This is a genomic window from Polaromonas sp., from assembly GCF_012927415.1.
GTDB lineage: Bacteria > Pseudomonadota > Gammaproteobacteria > Burkholderiales > Burkholderiaceae_C > Polaromonas.
In genome coordinates this window covers 1-21,442 of sequence record NZ_JABBPF010000030.1, presented here as the reverse complement: position 1 = coordinate 21,442, position 21,442 = coordinate 1, and the positions used below count along the sequence as shown (strand labels likewise).

Genomic DNA, 21,442 nt, shown 5'->3' with positions numbered 1-21,442 from the left:
GATGAATGCAAGCGTCCTTTAAACTGCGAAGTGTAGGGACGTATTGTGTCCACTCGCTTGCACAAGGGTCTATTAGCCCCAAAATGTGGCGCATCACCGACAAAAGGAAGAATCATGAGCGAATCAAGTATCTGGTGGCTGCTCGCAGGCGCCGCCGTTGCGGTTGAACTGATGACCGGCACCTGTTATCTGCTGATGCTGGCCGTCGGGCTGGTTGCAGGGGCTTTAGCGGCCCATCTCGGACTGGCGCCGATTGGACAAATGGTGATCGCGGCAGCTGTCGGCGGCGGTTCGGTCGCGGCTTGGCACTGGTATCGGGGCAAAAGTCCTGCTCCGCTGCCAGCCAATGCCAACCGGGATGTCCATCTGGATATTGGCGAGGAGGTTCATGTCGCCAAGTGGAATACCGACGGCACCGCTACCGTCAAATTTCGCGGTGTCCATTGGACAGCCATTGCGGCAGACCCGGGCGAGTCGGCGAGCCCCGGTAATTTTAGGATCAAGGAAATGCTGGGTAACCGTTTGGTGATCGAAAAGCTGTAGGCTTAGCGAGCTGACGTGAACGGTCGACAGATCCGAAGCACTTCACCCGGCATTACTCAAGTTCAATCAATGGAGATTTCATGGAAATAGCACTCGTCATTCTTGTCCTCGCCGCAATTTTTGTCGTACGAAGTATCAAGGTGGTGCCCCAGCAAAACGCCTGGGTGATAGAGCGTCTGGGGAAATACCACGGTAGCCTCACGCCCGGGCTGAATTTTTTGGTGCCCTTCATCGACAGGGTGGCCTACAAGCACAGCCTGAAGGAAATTCCGCTGGATGTCCCCAGCCAGGTTTGCATTACCCGCGACAACACGCAGTTGCAGGTCGACGGCATCCTGTATTTTCAGGTGACCGACCCGATGCGTGCAAGCTACGGCTCGTCTAATTACATCGTAGCGGTCACGCAGCTGGCCCAGACCTCGCTGCGCTCCGTAATCGGCAAGCTGGAACTGGACAAGACCTTTGAAGAGCGTGACATCATCAATGCCCAAGTCGTTTCGGCGATCGACGAGGCGGCGCTGAACTGGGGCGTTAAAGTCCTGCGCTACGAAATCAAGGACCTGACGCCACCGAAGGAAATTCTGCATGCCATGCAGTCGCAAATTACCGCCGAGCGCGAAAAACGAGCACTGATCGCCGCCTCCGAGGGCCGCCGCCAGGAACAGATCAATATTGCTACCGGCGAGCGTGAGGCATTCATCGCCAGATCAGAAGGTGAAAAACTCGCGGCCATCAACAATGCGCAGGGTGAGGCGGCCGCCATCATGACCGTGGCCGATGCGAATGCAAAAGCGATTGAACTGGTGGCCGCTGCAATTCGCCAGCCGGGCGGCGAACAGGCAGTGCAACTCAAAGTCGCCGAAAAGGCGGTTGAAGCTTATTCCCGCGTGGCGAGCGACGCCACGACGACGCTGATCGTGCCGAGCAACATGACAGAAGTGTCAGCCCTGATCGCATCGGTCATGAAAATGGTGCAGTCGAACAGGACATGACCGCACTTTTACCCGAGTCAAAAAATGAGCAAAGCGATGAATGCAAAAAATGTTCTTGGCACCGAATTGATCCCGTGCTCATACGATCCGCTAACCGGGTATTTTCGCGACGGCTGCTGCAACACCGACGAATCTGATCGGGGTTTGCATCTGGTATGTGTACGGGTCACAAAGGAGTTCCTGACGTTTTCCTGCGCTAGCGGTAATGACCTTGTTACACCGCTGCCCCAACACCGTTTTGCGGGGCTCAAACCCGGAGACCGCTGGTGCCTCTGCGCGCGCCGATGGCTGGAGGCGATGGACGCCGGTTTTGCCCCCCCAGTCATCCTCGAGTCGACGCATGCTGGCGCGCTGGGATTTGTCACCATGGCGCAGCTGCAAGCGCACCGATTTCAGGGCGCTGTTCTCTAGTAAGGCATTTGTCGCTCATCTGGCTTCGGCCGGTTCCCGGCACTGCTACAATAAAGAGCTGAGCGGAAGGGTGGATGAGCGGTTTAAGTCACACGCCTGGAAAGCGTGCGTAGGGTTAAACCTACCGCGGGTTCGAATCCCGCCTCTTCCGCCAAAATTAGTCAGATGATTTTCCAAAGTCTGACAGGTCTTTCTACTTTTCAAGTTGATAGGCCCGTAAAAAAGCCACCTTGCGGTGGCTTTTTTTGGTTCTGCAGAGTGCTTAGTTCAGTGCAGACTTTTTGCCGTCTTTGTAGACGTACAAAGTGATTGCCGGATTTTTCAACTCGCCATTGGGTTCGAATGCGATAGTGGTGGTCACACCCTTGAAGTTGGATTTGATCAATTCGGCGTTGTAAACCTTTGGGTCCGTCGAGTTGGCGCGTTTCATCGCATCGACCAACAGGAAAGTGGCATCGTAGGTGTACGGGCTGTAAACTTGAAACTGGGCAGGGTACTTGGCGTCATAGCGCTTTTTCCAGGCTTCACCGCCAGGCATTTTGGCCAGCGACGCGCCGCCTTCGGCACACACCACATTACCGATAGTTTTGGCGCCGGCTGCCAGTTTGGCCAGTTCCGCGGTGCAAATGCCATCCCCTCCGAAGTACTTGACGTTGCTCATGCCAAGTTGCTCCATCTGGCGCAACATCGGGCCACCTTGGGCATCCATGCCGCCGAAGAAAATTGCATCCGGATTTTTTGCCTTGACCGCAGTGAGAATGGCCATGAAATCGGTGGCCTTGTCGGTCGTAAATTGCTCATCAACGACTGTCATGCCTTTTGCTGAAGCCGTTTTCTTGAACACTTCAGCAACACCCTGGCCGTAGGCCGTGCGGTCGTCAATGATGGCAACGCGCTTGAGCTTCAAGGCGTCAGCAGCATAAAAGGCCAGACCTGCCCCCAGTGCATTGTCGTTGGCGATAATGCGATAGGTGGTTTTGTAACCGGGTTTGGTCAGGTTGGGGTTGGTCGCAGCACCAGTCACCATCGGAATGCCGCAGTCGTTGTACACCTTCGAGGCCGGAATGGTGGTACCGGAATTCAAGTGACCAACCACACCGGCGACCTTGGAGTCGCACAATTTTTGTGCTGCGGCGGTGCCCTGTTTTGGATCAGCTGCATCGTCTTCTGCAACCAGTTCAAATTTAATTTTTTTGCCGCCGATCACAACGTTTTGCGTATTTAATTCTTCAACAGCCATGCGGGCACCGTTTTCGTTGTCTTTGCCGTAGTGCGCTTGTGAGCCGGACATCGGTGCGACGTGCCCGATTTTGACGACGGTATCCTGCGCGGAAGCAAAGCCCGCGACCATAGCGAGAGTAGCCACTACTGTCAGTTTCAATTTCATTCGCATAAAAATACTCCGATTTGGAAATTACCGTTAAAGGTTGAGAACAATTTTTTTAACTCAACGGGGCCGAACATAACGCAATTTTCGGGCCCGCACCATAGCAACGTCCCTAGGTTATCCCCGATAAGGGGGTTTACCCGGTGAACAATTTATCTTATGTAAGTTTGCGTTTCTTCTCTGCTTCCCGCATCTAGCAGCTGCTTGAGTCAACGGAAATGGCCCGCTCCGTTCCAGGCTCACAAATGGGACTGCGATGGGCTCGCTTCCTGCTCAAATGCCTGAGTCACGGATTGACGCACCACCAGCTCTATTTCTTCCCGCAGCCGGGGGATCAGGGTTTGCGTGTGCTCCAGGATCAATTGTCCGACAGCCTCTCGCAAACGCCGCTCAAGAACCAGATCAACACGCTGCATCACGCGCTGCAGCATCAGTTCGGCAGGAAGTGCGACAGGCGCGACAATTTCAGCCGCAAATGGGGTTTGTGACGGCAGGTACTGGACCACTTCTGTCAACGTCGGAACGAATCGAGAGGGAGCGGACGAGCGGCTCATGGAGTACTCCCGGCCTTGGCGCGGTCATGCTTTTTTAGCGCATAGCCTCTTTTTGCGTAGTGCTTCCACCGCTTGCGCCCGGCAAGCACATCATCATTATCTTGCCCGACCAATTCAATAAAGCGCTCGAATCCTTCAAATTCACCCGGTATGTCCTGCCCCAGATTGACCAGCACGTCATGATGCGTGCACGCCGTAAGTGATTCGGCCAGTAGCATCGGCGTCAGCGCCAGAGCGCTTGCCGACGCACCAGCGGTAAGGCAATGAGGCAAAAATTCCGGCGGTGAGAAGCTCCAGAGCAATTGGTCCAGTTCGGTAAGCACCTGCGGTTCAGCTGTCACCGCTACCCGGGCACCGCTAAGGTAAGCCTTGCGCAGCAACCGGCAACTGTAAGCCAGCTTGTCGGGCACATTGACATGAAAAATGATTTCCGTCATGCCGGGACTTTGGGAACAGACGTGCTTTTCCTGACGGCTCGGGCTTTCGTCGGCGTCTTGCCGGTGCTGGCCGGCGAAACTTGGCCGAGTAAATAGTCCAGCAGCAAAGGGACGGGGCGACCGGTAGCGCCTTTGGCTGCACCGCCTTTCCAGGCTGTGCCGGCAATGTCCAGGTGCGCCCAGGAAAAGTTGGCGGCGAAACGCTGGAGGAACTTGGCGGCGGTCACCGAGCCACCGGCCCGCCCCGCCACGTTGGCCACATCGGCAAAATTGGTTTTCAGCCCTTCGGCATAGTCGTCGTCCAGAGGCATCCTCCAACATGGATCCATGGAGGCATCGCCCGCCGCAGCCAGCGATCCGGCCAGGACTTCGTCATTTGAAAAGAGACCGCTTCGCACGCCTCCGAGCGCAATCACGCATGCACCTGTCAGCGTGGCGATGTCAATTACCGCCCTGGGCTTGAAGCGCTCGGCATAGGTCAGGGCATCACACAGAACCAGTCGCCCTTCTGCATCGGTATTCAGGATTTCGATGGTTTGGCCGCTCATGCTGGTCACCACATCGCCCGGCTTGATGGCGCGCTCACCAGGCATGTTTTCGCACGCAGGAATCAATCCGATCACATTCAATGCCGGCTGTAGTTCGGCAAGAGCCCTGAATGTTCCCAGCACGCTGGCGGCACCGCACATGTCGAACTTCATCTCGTCCATTTCAGCGGCGGGCTTGATCGAGATGCCGCCCGTGTCAAAAGTAATACCCTTGCCAATCAGCACAAAGGGCGCCTCCGCTGTGGCAGCGCCGTTGTAGCGCAGGACAATAAAACGTAAAGGCTCTGCAGTGCCCTGAGCCACGGCCATGAACGAACCCATGCCGAGCTTGGCCACCTCCTTCGGCCCCAGCACTTCCACCTTGATGCCGGGCAGCTTTGCAAGCTCCCTGGCAGCTCCCGCGAGAAGGGTGGGCGTTGCGTGGTTGGCTGGCCGGTTGCCCCACTCCTTCGCAAATTCAATGCCTTTGACCAGTCCCAGGCCTTTTTCGAAGCCTGGTCTGGCGCTGGCAACATTATTCACCGCGATCATCACACGCTGGAGTTTTGCCGGGCTCGGCTTGGATTTTGTCGTGCTGTAAACGTAAGCCATCTCACTGCATGCCACGACAGCGGCGCGCACGATTTCGGGCGATGACTTCTCCAGCGCACCGATGTAAAGCACCGCCCGCTGCGCATTGCTGCCCTTCAGCGCTCCCATGGCGGCATTGACCGCAGTACGCACATTTTTGGCGCTTCCGTCTCCTGCGGCTACCAATACGAGCCGTGTGGCCGCGATGCCCGCAGTACGATAGATGTTCAGCAATTTTCCGGGCTTGGACTCAAAGTCACCGGATTTGATCGCCAATGCGGCCAGTGTGGAGAGCGGATCATCTGCTGCGCCCAAACCCTCTGAGATCAGCACAATCAGCGCATCGGTTTTTTCGCTGCAAATACGGGCACGGGTCAGTGTTTTGAGTTCAAAGTTCATAATTCAGGGTCTAGTGGATAAACCAACGTACAACAAAATAAAGCAAAGTAGAAGCGGCTATTCGGCAATGTTATTCCAATCTTCGATTCGCAAAGAGTTGGCTCGCAGTTTTGGGGCAACCCTGGTGGTGCTCGTGACCATCGTGATGACCATCGTGCTGATCCGCACCCTCGGTCAGGCCTCGCGCGGTTTCATAAATCCGCAGGATGTGATGCTTTTCATGGCGTACTCGGCGCTGGGCCGTCTCCCGACAATTCTCACCCTTTCGCTCTTCATTGCGATGGTCAGCACCTTGTCCCGCATGTACCGTGACAGTGAAATGGTCGTCTGGTTCACCAGCGGAAAAGGACTGGCGGCCTTCTTGCAGCCGCTGTTTCACTTTTCCTGGCCGGTTTTGCTCGTGATCAGCCTAATGGCGCTTTTCGTCTGGCCATGGACCAACCAGCAAACCAGGGACATGCAAAGCCGTTATGAACAACGAGGTGATCTGGACCGCATTGCGCCCGGCCAGTTTCAGGAATCGTCCAGCGGTAACCGGGTATTTTTTATTGACCGCGATCTGGCCGGCGATCAGGCCAGCAACAATGTTTTCATCGCCGCTACCGAGAAAGGGAAAAACTCCGTCACAACGGCGCGCTCAGGTCGGATTGAACGTCTGGGTGATGCCCAATTCCTGATGCTCTCGAACGGGCAGCGTCTTGAAAATATGATTGGGCAAACTGCCCTGAAAATCAGCGACTTCGAAGAATACGGCGCCAAAACAGGTAATTCGGGCTTTTTCAACAACAGCGCGCCGGAAGCCAAGCTCTTGTCAACCCGATCCTTGGCAAATGCACCAACCCGCGGCAATCTGAGCGAACTGGCCTGGCGCCTTGGGCTGGTTCTAGCGGCCATCAATTGTGTTGTCCTCGCGCTCGCACTTGCCAGCGTGAATCCGCGTGGCGGCCGCAGTTGGAACATGATTCTTGTTCTGCTGACTTTTGTGGTTTACAACAATCTGGTGAATTTGGGACAAAGCTGGATTCTGGTGGGCTTGATCAGCTTCGCAAACTTTCTTCTGGTGTTGCACGGCGGAGTTTTGCTGCTCGGCCTGGCATGGCTGGCCAAACGGCATACCCACTGGGTGTTCAGGTTGGCACCGAAGCGGCAATATACGCCGTCCGTCGTCCGTGCCATTGAAAGCCGCCAGCAATGAAAACCATACGGAAATTGATTTATGGCGAAGTGCTGGCCGCCATTGCGCTCGTAGCCCTCGGATTTTTGTCCCTGTTCTTCTTTTTTGATTTGGTTGATGAGCTGCAGTACCTGGGGAAAAACAACGGCCTCAACGGCAGTGAAAGCACTTACCAGATCAGGCATGCCATGCTGTATGTAGCCTTGCTCATCCCCAACCACTTGTATGAACTGCTGCCCATTTCAGTGCTGATTGGAACCATCTTCGTCATGGCACGTCTGGCCCAAAGCTCGGAGTACACCATTTTGCGCACCAGTGGACTGGGCCCCTGGCGCGCGCTAAAGCTTCTGCTCGGACTCGGGGCCTTTTTCGTGGTTTTCAGTTTTTTCGTGGGCGACTACGTGGCGCCAGCCAGCGAACGGGCCGCGCAATTGCTCAAGGCTCGCTACCAAAACAAGATCACTGTCGGCCAAACGGGAGCCTGGCTGAAAGAAAAACAGTCCTACAACAGTTTCGTTGTGAACGTTAAAGAACTGTCGCCCAACAACGATATGCGCGGCGTGCAGATATTTGAATTCAACAGCAAAGGCCTCATCGTGTCGACTACGCAGGCACCGGTCGCAAAATTTTCGCTTGATGACGCCTGGTTGCTTGAGCAAGCCACGCGGGCGGAGTTTGAAGCAAGTGCCGGATTGACCAGTACGAACCAGTCACAGCCGATGGCCAAGGTCAGCCGAGCTTTCCTTGCAAGCTATCGATGGCCGACAGAAATCAGCGCGGAGATGGTGTCGGTCGCACTGCTCAAGCCCGAGCGCATGGCCACGCTTGATCTATTTAGTTACATCCGCCATCTGGATGCCAATGGACAGACCGCCCAGCGCTACGAAATTGAATTTTGGAAAAAGGTTTTCTACCCGCTTAGTTGCCTGGTCATGGTCATGCTGGCTTTGCCGTTTGCCTACCTCCATTTCCGCTCAGGCGGCATCACAGGTTATGTTTTTGCCGGGGTCATGATTGGCATCAGTTTTTTTCTGCTCAACAACGTGTTTGGCTACATCGGAAACCTGCGCAACTGGCAGCCCTGGCTGGCGGCTGCGACACCCGGCCTGCTTTACATGGTGGTTTCTCTGGGGGCGTTTGGTTGGCTGGTGTTCAGACGCTGACCTGGACCCCCGAACCACACGACACCCGAGATAACCTCCATGACCTGCACCTCCCTATCTCATCGCGGCATTGTGCTGTTTGCCCACGGCTCGCGTGATCCGCAATGGCGGTTGCCCATTGAAGCGGTTGCCGCCCAGATCCGCGCTCGCCAGCCAAATACTGCCGTGTGCTGCGCCTATCTGGAGATTTGCACCCCTTCGCTGCCCGATGCTGCCAGCTTGCTCATAGCGGAAGGCGCCAGTGAAATAAGGGTTTTTCCGCTTTTTCTTGGTGTGGGAAAGCATGCACGCGAAGATTTGCCATTGTTGCTTGAATCTATCAGGGTGGAGCACCCGGGCGTGGTAGTCGAGCTACTGCCCACCGCCGGAGAGCATGAGCAGCTGACTGCGCTGATGGCGGAGATTGCACTGTCCTAAACCCCTCTGATGGGTTGAAAAAAGAGTCGGCAGGAGTGGAGCTAAGCACGATTCTTTAGGCTATTAAAGGCATAATGAAAATAATAATCAGCCTGAATTAGATATGAACCTTCACCAATTCCGATTTGTCCAGGAGGCCGTCAGGCGCAACCTGAACCTTACAGAAACCGCCCGCGCCCTGCATACGTCGCAGCCCGGCGTTTCCAAGGCCATCATCGAACTCGAAGAAGAACTGGGCGTTGAAATCTTTGCCCGCCATGGCAAACGGCTCAAGCGCGTGACAGAGCCGGGCGAACATGTGCTCAAAAGCATAGAGTTGATCATGCGCGAAGTCGGCAATCTGCGGCGCATTGGCGAACAATATTCTGCTCAGGACAGCGGCACTCTGTCCATCGCCACCACCCATACCCAGGCCCGGTATGTGTTGCCGCAACCGGTCGCCAGACTGCGTGAAGCTTTTCCCAAAGTCAACGTCAGCCTGCATCAGGGCTCACCCGACCAAGTGGCCCGCATGCTACTCGATGAAGTCGCCGAAATCGGCATTGCCACCGAGTCACTCAGCCACTATGACGACCTGGTCACCCTGCCCTGCTATGAATGGCAACACATGCTGGTCATGCCGGTGGACCATCCTCTGACAAAAAATGAGCACATCACTCTGGAAGATCTGGCGCTGGAGCCGCTGATCACCTACCACCCTTCGTTTACCGGGCGTACCAAGGTAGACCAGGCTTTTGCCGCCAAGCACCTGCACCCCCGAATTGCCCTCGAAGCGATTGACTCGGACGTGATCAAAACCTATGTGCGCCTGGGTTTAGGCGTGGGAATTGTGGCGGAGATGGCACTCAAGGACGACGGCACCAACAGCGACCTGGTGGCCATGCCGGCAGGCGCGCTTTTCGGCGTCAACGTGGCCCGAGTGGCTTTCAAGCGCAGCGCCTATTTGCGCAATTTTGTCTACAAGTTTGCCGAGTTGCTGAGCGACAAACTGACACGTGACCTGATTACCAAGGCCATGACAGGCCGCAGCAACGATTACGAAACATGATCATGCCGAACAACCAAATGCTTTCCCCACAGGAAGCCCGCTCGCCGGTACTGGTGAGCAAACTACCGGCGGTCGGTACCACCATTTTTACGATCATGTCCGCGCTGGCCGCGGAAACAGCGGCCGTCAATCTCGGTCAGGGGTTTCCTGATTTTGACTGCGACCCGCAACTGGTCAACGCCGTCACCGACGCGATGCAACGCGGCCTCAACCAGTACCCGCCTATGGCGGGCGTTCCGGTATTGCGCGAGGCGGTTGCCGCCAAGCTGACCAGGCTGTACGGCCGTAGTTACGACGCCGGCAGTGAAATCACCATCACGGCGGGTGCCACGCAGGCCATCATTACCATCATCTTGGCAGTAGTGCACGCCGGCGACGAAGTGATCGTACTGGAGCCCTGCTACGACAGCTATGTGCCCAATATCGAACTGGCCGGCGGCACTGCGGTGCGCGTGCCCCTAACGCACGGCAGCTTTCGTCCCGACTTCGAGAAAATTGCAGCGGCCATCAGTCCGAAGACCCGCGCCATCGTTGTCAACTCGCCGCACAACCCGAGCGCCACGGTCTGGAGCAAAGCCGAGATGCTCAGACTGCAGGAAATTCTGGCGCCCACGGATGTTCTTCTGATCAGTGACGAGGTCTACGAACACATGGTGTTTGACGCGACCAACGGGCAACTCCATCACAGCGCCGCGCGCTTTCCCGGACTGGCTGCGCGCGCCTTCATTGTTAGCAGTTTTGGCAAGACCTACCATGTCACGGGCTGGAAGGTCGGCTATGTGGCGGCGCCTGCCGCCTTGACCGCCGAGTTCCGCAAGGTGCACCAGTTCAACGTGTTCACTGTCAACACGCCGATGCAATATGGGCTGGCAGCGTATATGGCTGACGACCGACCTTATCTTGACCTGCCGGCGTTTTACGGCGCCAAGCGCGACCTGTTTCGCAGCGGCCTGACCAGCACCCGCTTCAAGCTGCTGCCCAGCGAAGGCGGTTACTTCCAGTGCGCTGATATTTCAGAGGTCAGCGACCTGGGTGAAGCAGACTTCTGCAAGTGGCTGACCACCGAGATTGGCGTGGCGGCAATTCCGCTGTCGGCGTTTTATGGCAGTGGCTTCGATCAGCGCGTGGTGCGCTTTTGCTTTGCCAAGAAAGACGAGACGCTGAATCTCGCGCTGGAACGGCTGTCCAAACTGTAGGTGCCTCCTGACGACTGGACAGGCTTCCTTCCTGCTTGATTCCGCCCGCGCCCGAATAAAAATCTAAGCAACCATAACAAGGAGTTTTCAATGTCCCTCTCGCTCATACTGCTCATCGTCCTCATACTGATTCTGGTTGGTGCCCTGCCAACCTGGGGACACAGCCGCAGCTGGGGTTACGGTCCCAGTGGTGGCATTGGCCTGGTGGTCATCATTCTGGTCGTGTTGCTGCTAATGGGCCGAATCTAGTTTTTATTTCACTTGCTGAAAAGGGACCTTGCATCGCAAAGTCCCTTTTTTTGTTTGTATTCAGCTATTGAGTTGCGTCCAGAGCTTTTCCAGCCGCTTGATGCTCACCGGCTGGGGTGTTCGTAGTTCCTGGGCAAAGAAACTTACTCGCAACTCTTCCAGCAACCAGCGGCATTCCTGCATTCGCGCATCCATCGCGCCCTTGCGTTCAGCGACCAAACGCCAGTAACGCTGCTCCTGCGGCCGCAATTCAGCCATACGGGCTGCATCCCGGGCCGGATCGGTGCGCCACTTTTCCAGTCGCAAGGTGATGGCTTTAAGGTAGCGCGTGAAGTGCTGCAATTGTGCGTAGGGCGTGGCGGTTAAAAACTTCTTGGGCACCAGGCGCTGCAACTGCTGCGCGGCATCCAGCGCGGCCTCAGTCGCATTTTTAGTGTCCTTGATTTTTCGTTGCGCGACGGCAAACTCGATCAGGATACCGCCAGCCAGCCGCGCCACCTCACTGGCAATCAATGTCAGGCGCCCGCGTCCGTCGTCAACGCGCTTTTTGAAATCAGCCTCGTTCGTCGGCAAGCGCTCCAGCAAAAAGGCCCGGTCCAGCGCGACTTCAATAATCTGCTGGCGCAACTCCTCCATCGTGCCGCCGCCCGAGTTGTCAGCAGCACGGCCCACCAGCATATAGGCGGTAGCTGTTTTTTGCAGCTCGGGCAGATTTTTTTCCAGGTACTTCAGCGCATCCCTGATCTGCAGTGAAAACAGTCGCCGCAATCCCGCTCGGTGTCTGGCGGCGGCGGCATCGGGCTCGTCAAAAACCTCGATCGTCACCGCATCGCCCAAGTCGATCAAGGCCGGGAAACCGATCAGCGTTTGCGAGCCTTTGCCAATTTCCATCAGCTCTGGCAATTCACCGAAACTCCAGCTCGTATAGCGCTCCGCCTGCTTGGGTGGCGTTTTCTGCGCAGCCAAATTTGCTATGTTTTCAGGAGCGCCTGGTAGCCGTACTATATGGACGTTAGGGCTATTTGACTGTGAAACGGGGGAAATGCCCGGGTTTTCCGGGGCTGAGCGCGTCTTGAGTCCGGCCAGCGCCTGAAAAGCTCCGCGCGCCTGCGAACCGAGCTCGCCTTTGAGTGCGCCCAAATTGCGCCCGGTGCCCAGTTGGCGTCCATGTTCATCGACCACGCGAAAGTTCATGAATAAGTGCGGCGCCAGCATGTCCAGCTTCAGGTCGGCGCGCTTGATATCCAGCGAGGTGGCATCGCGCACCCATTTCAGCACCGCGTCGGTCAGCGAACCGCTGCCAGATTTTTCCGGCTGCATGAGCTCGCCGGCTATGCGCGCGGCGGTGTCGGGCAGCGGCACCAGCCGCGAACGCGGGCGCTGGTGCAAGGTTTTGATCAAGGCCTGGATCTTGTCTTTCAGCATGCCGGGCACCAGCCACTCGCAGCGCTCTTCATTGACCTGATTCAACGCAAACAGAGGCACGTCAACCGTCACGCCGTCGCGCGTGTCGCCGGGTTCATGCAGATAGGTCGCCAGGCAATCGACACCGCCCAACCGCAGTGTCTTGGGAAAAGCCTGCGTCGTGATGCCGGCTGCTTCGTGGCGCATCAGCTCGTCCTGGCTTAGGAGCAGCAGCTTCGGCTGCTTTTTGACCTCAAGCTTGTACCAGCTCTCGCAACTGGCGCCGCTGCACACGTCGGCCGGCAACTGTTGGTCGTAAAAAGCGTAAATCAGCTCTTCATCAACCAGCACGTCCTGCCGGCGCGCCTTGTGTTCCAGTTCCAGGACATGGGCAATCAGCTTCTCGTTGGCGGCCATAAATGGCAGCTTGGTGTCCCAGTTGCCGGCAACCATCGCCTCGCGAATAAAAACCTCGCGCGCCGCCACCGGGTCAAGCCGGCCAAAGTTGACGCGCCTGCCGTTATAGACCACCAGGCCGTAAAGCGTGGCGCGTTCCAGCGCAGTAACCTGCGCTGCTTTTTTCTCCCAATGCGGGTCGAGTAGTTGCTTCTTCAAAAGATGACCGCCGACCTGCTCTATCCACTGCGGATCGATATTCGCAATGCCCCGGCCAAAAAGCCGCGTGGTTTCCACCAGTTCCGCCGCCACAATCCAGCGGCCAGGCTTTTTGCTGAGCCGTGCGCCGGGATGGCGGTAAAAACGGATGCCTCGCGCGCCCAGGTAACTTTCGTCCTCTTCGTTTTTGTAGCCAATATTGCCCAGCAGGCCGCAAAGCATGGACAGGTGCAGCTGCTCGTAGCTGGCTGGCCGCTCATTCAAATGCCAGCCCTGGTCGCCCACCACAGTATGCAGTTGCGAATGGATGTCGCGCCATTCGCGCACCCGGCGGATGTTGACGAAGTTTTCGCGCAGCAGGCTTTCGTACTGGCGGTTCGTCAGTTTATGAACCGCATCGTGGCCTCCGCGCGCGTCACCCAGCCATTTCCACAGCCGCAAATAGCCACTGAATTCGCTCTTTTCGTCGTCGAATTTGGCATGCGCCTGATCGGCTTGCGCCTGCCGGTCCATTGGACGGTCGCGCACGTCCTGTACGCTGAGCGCGCTGGCAATCACCAGCACTTCATCGAGCGCCTGCCGGTCTTTAGCCTCCAGAATCATGCGGCCGACGCGCGGGTCTAAAGGCAGCTTGGCCAGCGTGCGGCCCATCGGTGTCAGTTCATTGTCATCATCGACCGCGCCCAGCTCGGCCAGCAGCTGATAGCCGTCGGCAATCGCACGGCGTTGCGGCGGCTCGATGAAGGCAAAGTCCTCAATTGTTCCCAAGTGCAGCGCTTTCATGCGCAGGATCACCGAGGCTAGCGAACTGCGCAGGATTTCGGGGTCGGAAAAGCGCGGTCGACCCAAAAAATCCTGCTCGTCATAAAGACGTATGCAGATGCCATCAGCGACGCGGCCGCAACGACCGGCACGCTGGTTGGCCGATGACTGCGACACCGGCTCGACCATCAGCTGCTCTACTTTGCTCCTGAAACTGTAGCGCTTGACGCGTGCTGTTCCTGCGTCAATCACATATCGGATACCCGGCACCGTGAGCGATGTCTCGGCTACGTTGGTGGCCAGCACAATACGACGCCCGCTATGGCTGTCGAAAATGCGATCCTGCTCGGCTTGGCTCAGGCGCGCAAACAGCGGTAACACTTCGGCGTTGCGCGTCAAAGGCTGGTGCGCCAGATGGTTGCGCAAGTGGTCGGCGGCCTCGCGAATCTCGCGCTCGCCCGGCAGGAAAATCAGGATGTCGCCGGCGCTGTGCGGACTAAGCCATAGCTCATCGACCGCATCGGCAAGCGCATCATTCAGGTTGTAATCACGCGACTCTTCAAACGGCCGGTAGCGCTGCTCGACCGGGAACATCCGGCCCGACACCATGATTACGGGTGCAGGTCCTTTGCTGGAGGAAAAATAATCAGCAAAACGCTGCGCATCAATGGTGGCCGAGGTGATCACCACCTTCAGGTCAGGACGGCGCGGCAACAGCTGGCGCAGATAACCAAGCAAAAAGTCTATGTTCAGGCTGCGCTCATGGGCCTCGTCAATGATGATGGTGTCGTAGGCCCTGAGCAGCGGGTCGGTCTGGGTTTCGGCCAGCAAGATGCCGTCAGTCATCAGTTTGACAGAGGCATCACGGCTCAGCCGGTCTTGAAAACGTACCTTGTAGCCGACAACATCGCCCAGCGGGGTTTTCAGCTCTTCGGCTATCCGCTTGGCGACACTCGAGGCGGCAATTCGGCGCGGCTGGGTGTGACCGATCAGCTTGCCCTGGCCAGCTGGGTAATTGAGCTTGCCGCGCCCCATGGCCAAGGCAATTTTCGGCAGTTGTGTGGTTTTTCCCGAACCGGTTTCGCCGCAAACGATGATGACCTGATGCGCCGCCAGCGCAGTCGTGATGTCCTCGCGTTTGCCTGAAACAGGCAGCGAATCGGGAAAGGTGATGGCCAGGGGAGGCAGGGAAGAAGCCAAGGGGAAACCAGCAGTCAAAACTGGTGATTATCGGTGTTCTTGCAGGCTTGCCTAGCGCGACTCCACCACGGGCATGCCGACAATATCGCCACTTTTTTCGTCCAGCCAGCCAACCCGGCTGGGGTAGCTCCAGGCCGTGCGCGAAATACCCCGCGCCATGGCGACGGCTGTGGCAGCGCGCGCGTCGACGGTTGACGCCCGAAGCACGCCTGCCCCCACCTCGGCGGCCCATCGGGTTTGCCGCTTACCCGGCATCCCGACTTCCGCACGCATATTGAGAACCACCGATCTGGACAACCGGGCCTGAACCGTGCGCGCCAGCTGAATCAGCCCGCCGCTGTCCTTGCAGTTGTGCACCAGCAGTAAAAAACTGTCATCCGCCAGTCGTCCGATTTCCACATGGGCGGGCACGGCCCGACGCAACCGTGCGGCACAGACAAAAAGGGCATGGTTCACGGCCGCCAGTCCATAAAGCTTTTCCAGCACGTACAAATTCGCAAGGGAAACCACGATCACACCCAGCGGTACCGGTTCGTCCCGGTAACGCCGGAACGCAGCCCCTACCATCTGCCCGGTTCCGGCAAGGGAACGCATTCGCGTGACCGGATCGTAACTGGGGCCGTATTCCATCACCTGGTACAACTCAATAAGATAGGCATAACGTGACCACAGCACCAGGGCCATGGTGATCATGTACACCGTGCCAGCCATTGCGCTCGCAACATGGACCGGCCAGGGCACATGGGCCCGATCAAGCGCAATCCAGCTCAGCCCCGCCAGTGCGACCAGCATGAAAAATAACCCCAGCATTGTCACCGGGGCCAGCCTGTCGCCCCGCAATGCGCTGCGCACGCTGAGGGCCAACGCCACCACGCCCAGCAACCAGGACTGGGCCATTGCCAGCGCGAGCGCCTGGAGCGGTGGCAGCAACCAGCCGGCAGCCAGCACGGCAGCGGCAAGCACGGCCAGCGCCGCTTCAGCTTTGCGCCGAATTTTGGTCTGGCGAAACAAGCCGAGCATGGAAAAAAGAAGATATGCGAGCAGGGTGGAGACCCCGCAGGCCACATGCGCGAGAAAGCGCGCCAGCTTGCCAGCGTCCTCGAACGGCAACCCTCCCAGAAAAGCGAGCACAAAAAAGGCCGAGACGAGCGCCGACGTGGCCGCATTGAACCCGACCTTGTGCAGCGAACGTATGAAGGCAAATACCGAGCCGGCCAACATCAAACCGGTCGTACCAAAATAGAAGCCCCAAAAACCTGTGACAAATTGTTCCATGGCGCAAACAATACCTGCCCTGCCGTCATAACGCAATCGGGGTTGGCATGCTTCAAGTGAGCCTGCAATCTACCGCATCCTTCCCTTACACTCATTTCAATTTTTTCGTTTTTCGGGAAAGAGCTCACCAGTCCGTTTCAGCGACTCAGAGGCAGCTTTTCCGCACTCCCCAGCTCCGAAAGCGCGCCCATGTCTGCCGTCTTCAATTTCACTTTCGTGCCCTGGTTTCGGTCTGTGGCGCCCTATATCCACAAGTTCCGCAACCAGACTTTTGTGGTGGCGATCTGCGGCGAAGCGATTGCTGCGGGCAAGCTGACCCATCTGGCGCAGGATCTGGCCATGATCCAGAGCATGGGCGTGAAGATCGTGCTGGTGCATGGTTTTCGCCCGCAGGTTAATGAACAGCTGAAGGTCAAAGGCCATTCCGCCAAGTATTCGCATGGCATGCGCATCACTGACGAGGTGGCGCTGGACTCCGCCCAAGAGGCCGCCGGCCAATTGCGCTATGAAATCGAGGCTGCGTTTAGCCAGGGCCTGCCCAACACGCCCATGGCAGGCTCCACCGTGCGCGTCATCTCTGGCAACTTCATCACTGCGCGGCCGGTAGGCATCCTGGATGGCATTGATTTCCAGCACTCGGGCCTGGTGCGCAAGGTGGACGTTAGCGCGATTTCGCGTACGCTGGATTTTGGCGCGATGGTGCTGCTCTCGCCGTTTGGCTTTTCCCCCACCGGCGAGGCATTCAACCTCACGATGGAAGAAGTGGCCACCAGCGTGGCCATCGCGCTGCAGGCCGACAAGCTGATTTTTGTCACCGAAATACCCGGCATACGCATCAAGCCGGACGAGCCCGCCAGCGAAGACAATCCCATAGATACCGAGCTGCCATTGGCCGCGGCCGAGGAGATTCTCGCCCGGGTACCGACCGCGCAGCACCCTACAGACACGGCCTTTTACCTCCAGCATTGCGTGAAAGCCTGCAAGGCCGGCGTGGAGCGCAGCCACATCATCCCGTTTGCGGTTGACGGCGCACTACTGCTGGAGATTTACGTCCATGACGGCATAGGCACCATGCTGGTGGACGAAAAACTCGAAGAACTGCGCGAAGCCACAGGCGACGATGTCGGCGGCATCCTGCAACTTATAGAGCCGTTCGAAAGGGACGGCACGCTGGTCAGGCGCAGCCGCACGGAAATTGAGCGCGATGCCGACCACTACACGATCGTCGAGCATGACGGAGTGATTTTTGCCTGTGCTGCGCTTTACCCTTATCCCGAAGCCAAAACCGGTGAAATGGCCGCGCTCACGGTCTCGCCGCAAAGCCAGGGCCAGGGTGACGGCGAAAAAGTCCTCAAGCGCATCGAACAGCGGGCCCGCGCCGCCGGCCTGCAAAGCATTTTTGTGCTGACCACGCGGACCATGCACTGGTTTATCAAGCGCGGCTTTGTGCTGGTCGACCCGGACTGGCTGCCAGAGGCCCGCAAACGAAAATACAATTGGGACCGCAAAAGCCAGGTTTTGGTGAAAAAACTGAGTTAACGCTGCGTTTGTTCCACTGTTGACGGATTATTTTCTTTGACTTAAGGAAAATGTCGTCACGGCGTCACGCTGATGCCGTTGGGTCCCTTTCCCACGCCAACGGTCGCAACGACCTTGCTCTCCCTGATGTCGAGCACCGACACAGAGTTGGCATAGCTGTTCGTGACGAAGGCATACCGGCCATCACGATCTACGGCCACGCCATGGGCGCCGGCGCCGGTTGCCACTGTCTTTGTAATCTTGAAACTCTCAAGGTCTATCATGCTGACGGTTTTGCCAGGCTTCCTTGGCGTGCCCTGGTTGGCCACCAGCAGCGTGCGGGAATCCGGCGTGACATACAACTGGATGGGGATCGTTCCGACGGCAACCTTGCGAATCACCTTGCGCATGGTCGGGTCGATCACGGCGACTGCGTTTTCCTGCGACAGCGACACCAAGACAAGGCGACCGTCCGGTGTGAAACCGACTTGAGCCGGACCCTTGCCTGCAGGAAACTGCGCGACCTCCTTCCGGCTGGCGGTATCAATCACCGACACCGATCCGCCCTTGAGGTTGGCGACGTAGGCCTGTTTGCCGTCCGGACTGATGCGAATACCGTGGGGAAACTTGCCGACCGGAATTGTGACGACAACACGCTGCAGCGATGTGTCGATCACACTCACCGTGTCATCACCACCATTGGTGACATAGGCAAAGCCCCCGTCCGGCGACACCACCACATGGGCAGGGTGCATGCCAACCGGCACCTTTGCGATCACCGCGTTAGTTGCCGCGTCGATGACCCAAACAGCCCCTGGTTTTGCCATCGCATCATGATCGCCTTTGGCCGTATCCCTGTGCGAAGAAGCATTGCCCGCCTGGACGGCTTCACCGTTGTTGGTCACCCATACAAGCTTGCCGTCGGGCGATACCTGCACGTTGTGCGGCATTTTGCCGACGCGCACGCTCGCCAGCGCCTTGAACGACGCGGCATCGAGCACGCTGACTGTGTCAGCGCCTTCATTGGCCACATACACCTTGTCAGTGGCCCATGCGACGCCAGACCAAGCCAGCAGGCCGACTTGTATCGTCGTGAACAGCCACTTATTTTTACTTGCGATCATCAATTCATCCTTGTTGGGAACAAAAAACTTTCGTCGGCCTTGACCCTGAACTGATGCGTTCTGGATGCCATCGCCAGGCACGCCATCTTTCGTGAGCCGTCAAGTTTCTGACGATGGCAATCGTTGCCGGCGATACGACCAAAAAAAGGACTCATACACGCCTGTTTCGCAGCCGCAAAGCGTTACCGATCACCGATGCCGAACTGAAGCTCATGGCGAGCGCGGCAATCATGGGTGACAGCAGCCAGCCGGTCACAGGATAGAGCACACCAGCCGCAATCGGGATGCCCAGCGAGTTGTACAAAAAGGCAAACATCAGGTTTTGCTTCATGTTGCTTACGGTCGCTTCGGATAGCGCGCGCGCAATCGCAATCCCGCGAAGATCGCCCTTGACCAGCGTGATTTGAGCACTGTTCATGGCCACGTCAGTTCCCGTGCCCATGGCCACGCCAACATCTGCCTTGGCCAGCGCCGGGGCGTCATTAATGCCGTCGCCCGCCATTGCCACGACGCGGCCTTCCTTCTGCAGCTTTTCCACCAGCAACAGCTTGTCGGCTGGCTTGACCTCGCCATGCACCTCGGCGATGCCCAGGCGGGTCGCAACAGCTTTTGCCGTGGTCAGACCGTCGCCAGTCGCCATCACGATGCGTAACCCGGCAGCTTTCAGTGTAGCCAGCGCCTCGGGCGTGCTGGGCTTGATCGGGTCAGACACGGCCAGCAGGCCCATCAGCTGACCATCAACGGCCAGGTGCATCACGCTGGCTCCTTCTGCGCGCAAAGCCTCGGCCTGCGGCATCAGGACGTCGACTGAGACACTGATCTGCGCCATCAGCGCGGTATTGCCAAGCGTCATCTGACGGCCCGTAATCTGCCCGCGCACGCCGATGCCGGAGGCGGAATCAAAATTTTCCGGTTTATCGAGCAGCATGCCGCGCTCGCGGGCTGCACGCACAATGGTCTGGGCCAGTGGGTGCTCGCTGCCCTGGTCCAGACTGGCGGCGAGGCGCAGTACCTCGTCGGCGTCAAAGCCAGGTGCAGGAATGGCGCGTTCAAACATCGGTCGGCCTTCAGTCAGGGTGCCGGTCTTGTCGATGATGAGGGTGTCGACCTTGCGCAGGTTCTCGATGGCCGCTGCATCGCGGAACAGCACGCCTTGCGTTGCGCCACGACCGGTAGCCACCATGATTGACATCGGTGTGGCCAAGCCCAGGGCGCACGGGCAGGCGATGATCAGGACCGATACGGCATTGATCAGGCCAAACACCCAGCTCGGCTCAGGCCCGAAAAATCCCCAAACCAAAAAAGTGAGCGAGGCAATGGAGACGACGGTGACGACAAAATAGCCCGCCACCACGTCGGCCATGCGCTGCATGGGCGCCCTGGAGCGTTGGGCCTGGGCGACCATTTGCACGATTTGCGCCAGCATCGTGGCCGTGCCGACGTGTTCAGACTGCATCACAAGCGCGCCACTGGTGTTGAGCGTGGCGCCGATCACCTTGTCGCCCACCCGTTTGGCGACCGGCATCGGCTCGCCGGTGAGCATCGATTCATCCACCGAGCTGCCGCCTTCAGTCACGACTCCGTCCACTGGCACCTTCTCTCCGGGGCGCACACGCAGCAGATCGCCCACATGCACATGGGCCAGCGGAACATCCTCTTCCGTGCCATCGTCCCGGATGCGCCGGGCGGTCTTGGGCGCCAGGCCGAGCAGCGACTTGATCGCCGCAGAGGTCTGCGATCTGGCCTTGAGTTCGAGCATTTGGCCCAGCAGGGTAAGCGAAATGATCACCGCGGCGGCTTCAAAGTACACGGCGACGCGGCCCATGGAGATGAACGAAGCCGGGAAAACTTGCGGTGCTACCGTCGCGATCACGCTGTAAACGAAGGCAGCGCCGGTGCCCAGACTGATCAGCGTCCACATGTTGGGACTGCGATTCACCACCGATCGCCAGCCGCGCGAGAAGAACGGCCAGCCGGCCCAGAGGACGATGGGTATTGCCAGCACCAGTTCCACCCAGCTCTGCACGGCCATGTCCATCCATTGCAAACGGTGACCAACCATGGCGAGCACAAACACGATGGATGTCAGTGGCAAGGTCCACCAGAACCGGTGCTGAAAGTCTCGCAGTTCGGGGTTTTCATCGTCGCCGAGGTCCGGCAACAGCGGCTCTAGCGTCATGCCGCACTTGGGGCAATTGCCAGGATGGTCCTGACGTATTTCCGGGTGCATCGGGCAGGTGTAGATCGTACCGGTGATTGCAGGTGGCGCGTCAACAGGTGGCGCGGGCGCAAGGTATTGCAGCGGGTTCGCCGAAAACTTGGCTTGACACTTCAAGCTGCAGAAATAGTAGGACCGGCGTTCGTGCGCCAGCTTGTGCGGCGACTGGTCGGTGACGGTCATGCCGCACACCGGGTCTTTCAATGGCTGCGATTCAGCCGGCAAAGCGTCATGCGCA

The 21,442-nt window shown here is 57.9% G+C and carries 18 protein-coding genes and 1 tRNA gene; 11 read left to right on the top strand and 8 right to left on the bottom strand.

Annotated elements, in window-relative coordinates; genetic code table 11:
* Positions 1–114: 114 nt before the first annotated feature.
* From HHJ19_RS03205 to HHJ19_RS03190, 4 genes are all read left to right on the top strand, one after another.
* Positions 115–543, top strand: coding sequence for an NfeD family protein (locus HHJ19_RS03205; protein WP_296903994.1), 429 nt, complete (start codon positions 115–117; stop codon positions 541–543).
* An 80-nt stretch (positions 544–623) separates the two neighbouring features.
* Positions 624–1,535, top strand: a complete 912-nt coding sequence (locus tag HHJ19_RS03200) for a stomatin-like protein (RefSeq protein WP_296903992.1) — start codon at positions 624–626, stop codon at positions 1,533–1,535.
* A 36-nt stretch (positions 1,536–1,571) separates the two neighbouring features.
* Positions 1,572–1,946: a DUF2237 domain-containing protein gene (locus HHJ19_RS03195; RefSeq protein WP_296904031.1), complete on the top strand. Its 375-nt coding sequence runs from the start codon at positions 1,572–1,574 to the stop codon at positions 1,944–1,946.
* 64 nt (positions 1,947–2,010) lie between these two features.
* A tRNA-Ser gene (locus HHJ19_RS03190) sits at positions 2,011–2,100 on the top strand.
* 108 nt (positions 2,101–2,208) lie between these two features.
* On the opposite strand, the gene HHJ19_RS03185 is transcribed toward HHJ19_RS03190, so the two are convergent.
* From HHJ19_RS03185 to HHJ19_RS03170, 4 genes are all read right to left on the bottom strand, one after another.
* Positions 2,209–3,339, bottom strand: coding sequence for a branched-chain amino acid ABC transporter substrate-binding protein (locus HHJ19_RS03185; protein WP_296903990.1), 1,131 nt, complete (start codon positions 3,337–3,339; stop codon positions 2,209–2,211).
* 233 nt (positions 3,340–3,572) lie between these two features.
* On the bottom strand, positions 3,573–3,887 hold the full coding sequence (locus HHJ19_RS03180; protein WP_296903988.1) for a hypothetical protein: 315 nt from the start codon (positions 3,885–3,887) through the stop codon (positions 3,573–3,575).
* Positions 3,884–4,324 (bottom strand): DNA polymerase III subunit chi, encoded by a 441-nt coding sequence (locus HHJ19_RS03175; RefSeq protein WP_296903987.1) that lies wholly within the window; start codon positions 4,322–4,324, stop codon positions 3,884–3,886. Before HHJ19_RS03175 ends, HHJ19_RS03180 begins: the two co-directional genes overlap by 4 nt.
* On the bottom strand, positions 4,321–5,841 hold the full coding sequence (locus HHJ19_RS03170) for a leucyl aminopeptidase (protein ID WP_296903985.1): 1,521 nt from the start codon (positions 5,839–5,841) through the stop codon (positions 4,321–4,323). Before HHJ19_RS03170 ends, HHJ19_RS03175 begins: the two co-directional genes overlap by 4 nt.
* A 67-nt stretch (positions 5,842–5,908) precedes the next feature.
* Here HHJ19_RS03170 and lptF point away from each other — a divergent pair, with 67 nt between their 5' ends.
* The 6 genes from lptF (at position 5,909) to HHJ19_RS03140 (ending at position 11,088) form a co-directional block, all read left to right on the top strand.
* Positions 5,909–7,036 carry an LPS export ABC transporter permease LptF gene (gene lptF, locus HHJ19_RS03165; protein WP_296904030.1) on the top strand — a complete coding sequence of 376 codons (1,128 nt, stop codon included), beginning with the start codon at positions 5,909–5,911 and terminating at the stop codon, positions 7,034–7,036.
* Positions 7,033–8,178 carry an LPS export ABC transporter permease LptG gene (gene lptG, locus HHJ19_RS03160; protein ID WP_296903983.1) on the top strand — a complete coding sequence of 382 codons (1,146 nt, stop codon included), beginning with the start codon at positions 7,033–7,035 and terminating at the stop codon, positions 8,176–8,178. Before lptF ends, lptG begins: the two co-directional genes overlap by 4 nt.
* Before the next feature lie 39 nt (positions 8,179–8,217).
* Positions 8,218–8,595, top strand: coding sequence for a CbiX/SirB N-terminal domain-containing protein (locus tag HHJ19_RS03155; protein ID WP_296903981.1), 378 nt, complete (start codon positions 8,218–8,220; stop codon positions 8,593–8,595).
* Positions 8,596–8,698: 103 nt separating this feature from the next.
* Positions 8,699–9,643: a CysB family HTH-type transcriptional regulator gene (locus HHJ19_RS03150; protein WP_296903979.1), complete on the top strand. Its 945-nt coding sequence runs from the start codon at positions 8,699–8,701 to the stop codon at positions 9,641–9,643.
* Positions 9,644–9,645: 2 nt separating this feature from the next.
* Positions 9,646–10,839, top strand: coding sequence for a pyridoxal phosphate-dependent aminotransferase (locus HHJ19_RS03145; RefSeq protein ID WP_296903977.1), 1,194 nt, complete (start codon positions 9,646–9,648; stop codon positions 10,837–10,839).
* 90 nt (positions 10,840–10,929) lie between these two features.
* A complete protein-coding gene (locus HHJ19_RS03140) occupies positions 10,930–11,088 on the top strand; it encodes a DUF3309 family protein (protein WP_296903975.1) in 159 nt (52 codons plus the stop codon).
* Positions 11,089–11,148: 60 nt separating this feature from the next.
* Here HHJ19_RS03140 and hrpA read toward each other — a convergent pair whose 3' ends face one another.
* Positions 11,149–15,069, bottom strand: coding sequence for an ATP-dependent RNA helicase HrpA (hrpA, locus tag HHJ19_RS03135; RefSeq protein ID WP_296903973.1), 3,921 nt, complete (start codon positions 15,067–15,069; stop codon positions 11,149–11,151).
* A 51-nt stretch (positions 15,070–15,120) separates the two neighbouring features.
* On the bottom strand, positions 15,121–16,344 hold the full coding sequence (locus tag HHJ19_RS03130; RefSeq protein ID WP_296903971.1) for a GGDEF domain-containing protein: 1,224 nt from the start codon (positions 16,342–16,344) through the stop codon (positions 15,121–15,123).
* A 189-nt stretch (positions 16,345–16,533) separates the two neighbouring features.
* On the opposite strand from HHJ19_RS03130, the gene argA reads away from it, so the two are divergent.
* Positions 16,534–17,883, top strand: a complete 1,350-nt coding sequence (argA, locus tag HHJ19_RS03125) for an amino-acid N-acetyltransferase (RefSeq protein ID WP_296903969.1) — start codon at positions 16,534–16,536, stop codon at positions 17,881–17,883.
* A gap of 56 nt (positions 17,884–17,939) precedes the next feature.
* Here the strand turns inward: argA and HHJ19_RS03120 are convergent, their stop codons facing one another.
* Positions 17,940–18,986 (bottom strand): cytochrome D1 domain-containing protein, encoded by a 1,047-nt coding sequence (locus HHJ19_RS03120; protein ID WP_296903967.1) that lies wholly within the window; start codon positions 18,984–18,986, stop codon positions 17,940–17,942.
* A 151-nt stretch (positions 18,987–19,137) separates the two neighbouring features.
* On the bottom strand, positions 19,138–21,387 hold the full coding sequence (locus HHJ19_RS03115) for a heavy metal translocating P-type ATPase (RefSeq protein ID WP_296904028.1): 2,250 nt from the start codon (positions 21,385–21,387) through the stop codon (positions 19,138–19,140).
* Between the last annotated feature and the right edge of the window lie 55 nt (positions 21,388–21,442).

What these genes read in the sequence shown, in the direction of transcription:
- HHJ19_RS03205 (WP_296903994.1), top strand. Translation starts at nt 115, where the DNA reads ATGAGCGAATCAAGTATCTGGTGGCTGCTCGCAGGCGCCGCCGTTGCG.
- HHJ19_RS03200 (WP_296903992.1), top strand. Translation starts at nt 624, where the DNA reads ATGGAAATAGCACTCGTCATTCTTGTCCTCGCCGCAATTTTTGTCGTA.
- HHJ19_RS03195 (WP_296904031.1), top strand. Translation starts at nt 1,572, where the DNA reads ATGAATGCAAAAAATGTTCTTGGCACCGAATTGATCCCGTGCTCATAC.
- HHJ19_RS03185 (WP_296903990.1), bottom strand. Translation starts at nt 3,339, where the DNA reads ATGCGAATGAAATTGAAACTGACAGTAGTGGCTACTCTCGCTATGGTC.
- HHJ19_RS03180 (WP_296903988.1), bottom strand. Translation starts at nt 3,887, where the DNA reads ATGAGCCGCTCGTCCGCTCCCTCTCGATTCGTTCCGACGTTGACAGAA.
- HHJ19_RS03175 (WP_296903987.1), bottom strand. Translation starts at nt 4,324, where the DNA reads ATGACGGAAATCATTTTTCATGTCAATGTGCCCGACAAGCTGGCTTAC.
- HHJ19_RS03170 (WP_296903985.1), bottom strand. Translation starts at nt 5,841, where the DNA reads ATGAACTTTGAACTCAAAACACTGACCCGTGCCCGTATTTGCAGCGAA.
- lptF (WP_296904030.1), top strand. Translation starts at nt 5,909, where the DNA reads ATGTTATTCCAATCTTCGATTCGCAAAGAGTTGGCTCGCAGTTTTGGG.
- lptG (WP_296903983.1), top strand. Translation starts at nt 7,033, where the DNA reads ATGAAAACCATACGGAAATTGATTTATGGCGAAGTGCTGGCCGCCATT.
- HHJ19_RS03155 (WP_296903981.1), top strand. Translation starts at nt 8,218, where the DNA reads ATGACCTGCACCTCCCTATCTCATCGCGGCATTGTGCTGTTTGCCCAC.
- HHJ19_RS03150 (WP_296903979.1), top strand. Translation starts at nt 8,699, where the DNA reads ATGAACCTTCACCAATTCCGATTTGTCCAGGAGGCCGTCAGGCGCAAC.
- HHJ19_RS03145 (WP_296903977.1), top strand. Translation starts at nt 9,646, where the DNA reads ATGCCGAACAACCAAATGCTTTCCCCACAGGAAGCCCGCTCGCCGGTA.
- HHJ19_RS03140 (WP_296903975.1), top strand. Translation starts at nt 10,930, where the DNA reads ATGTCCCTCTCGCTCATACTGCTCATCGTCCTCATACTGATTCTGGTT.
- HHJ19_RS03130 (WP_296903971.1), bottom strand. Translation starts at nt 16,344, where the DNA reads ATGGAACAATTTGTCACAGGTTTTTGGGGCTTCTATTTTGGTACGACC.
- argA (WP_296903969.1), top strand. Translation starts at nt 16,534, where the DNA reads ATGTCTGCCGTCTTCAATTTCACTTTCGTGCCCTGGTTTCGGTCTGTG.
- HHJ19_RS03120 (WP_296903967.1), bottom strand. Translation starts at nt 18,986, where the DNA reads ATGATCGCAAGTAAAAATAAGTGGCTGTTCACGACGATACAAGTCGGC.
- HHJ19_RS03115 (WP_296904028.1), bottom strand. Translation starts at nt 21,387, where the DNA reads ATGACCGTCACCGACCAGTCGCCGCACAAGCTGGCGCACGAACGCCGG.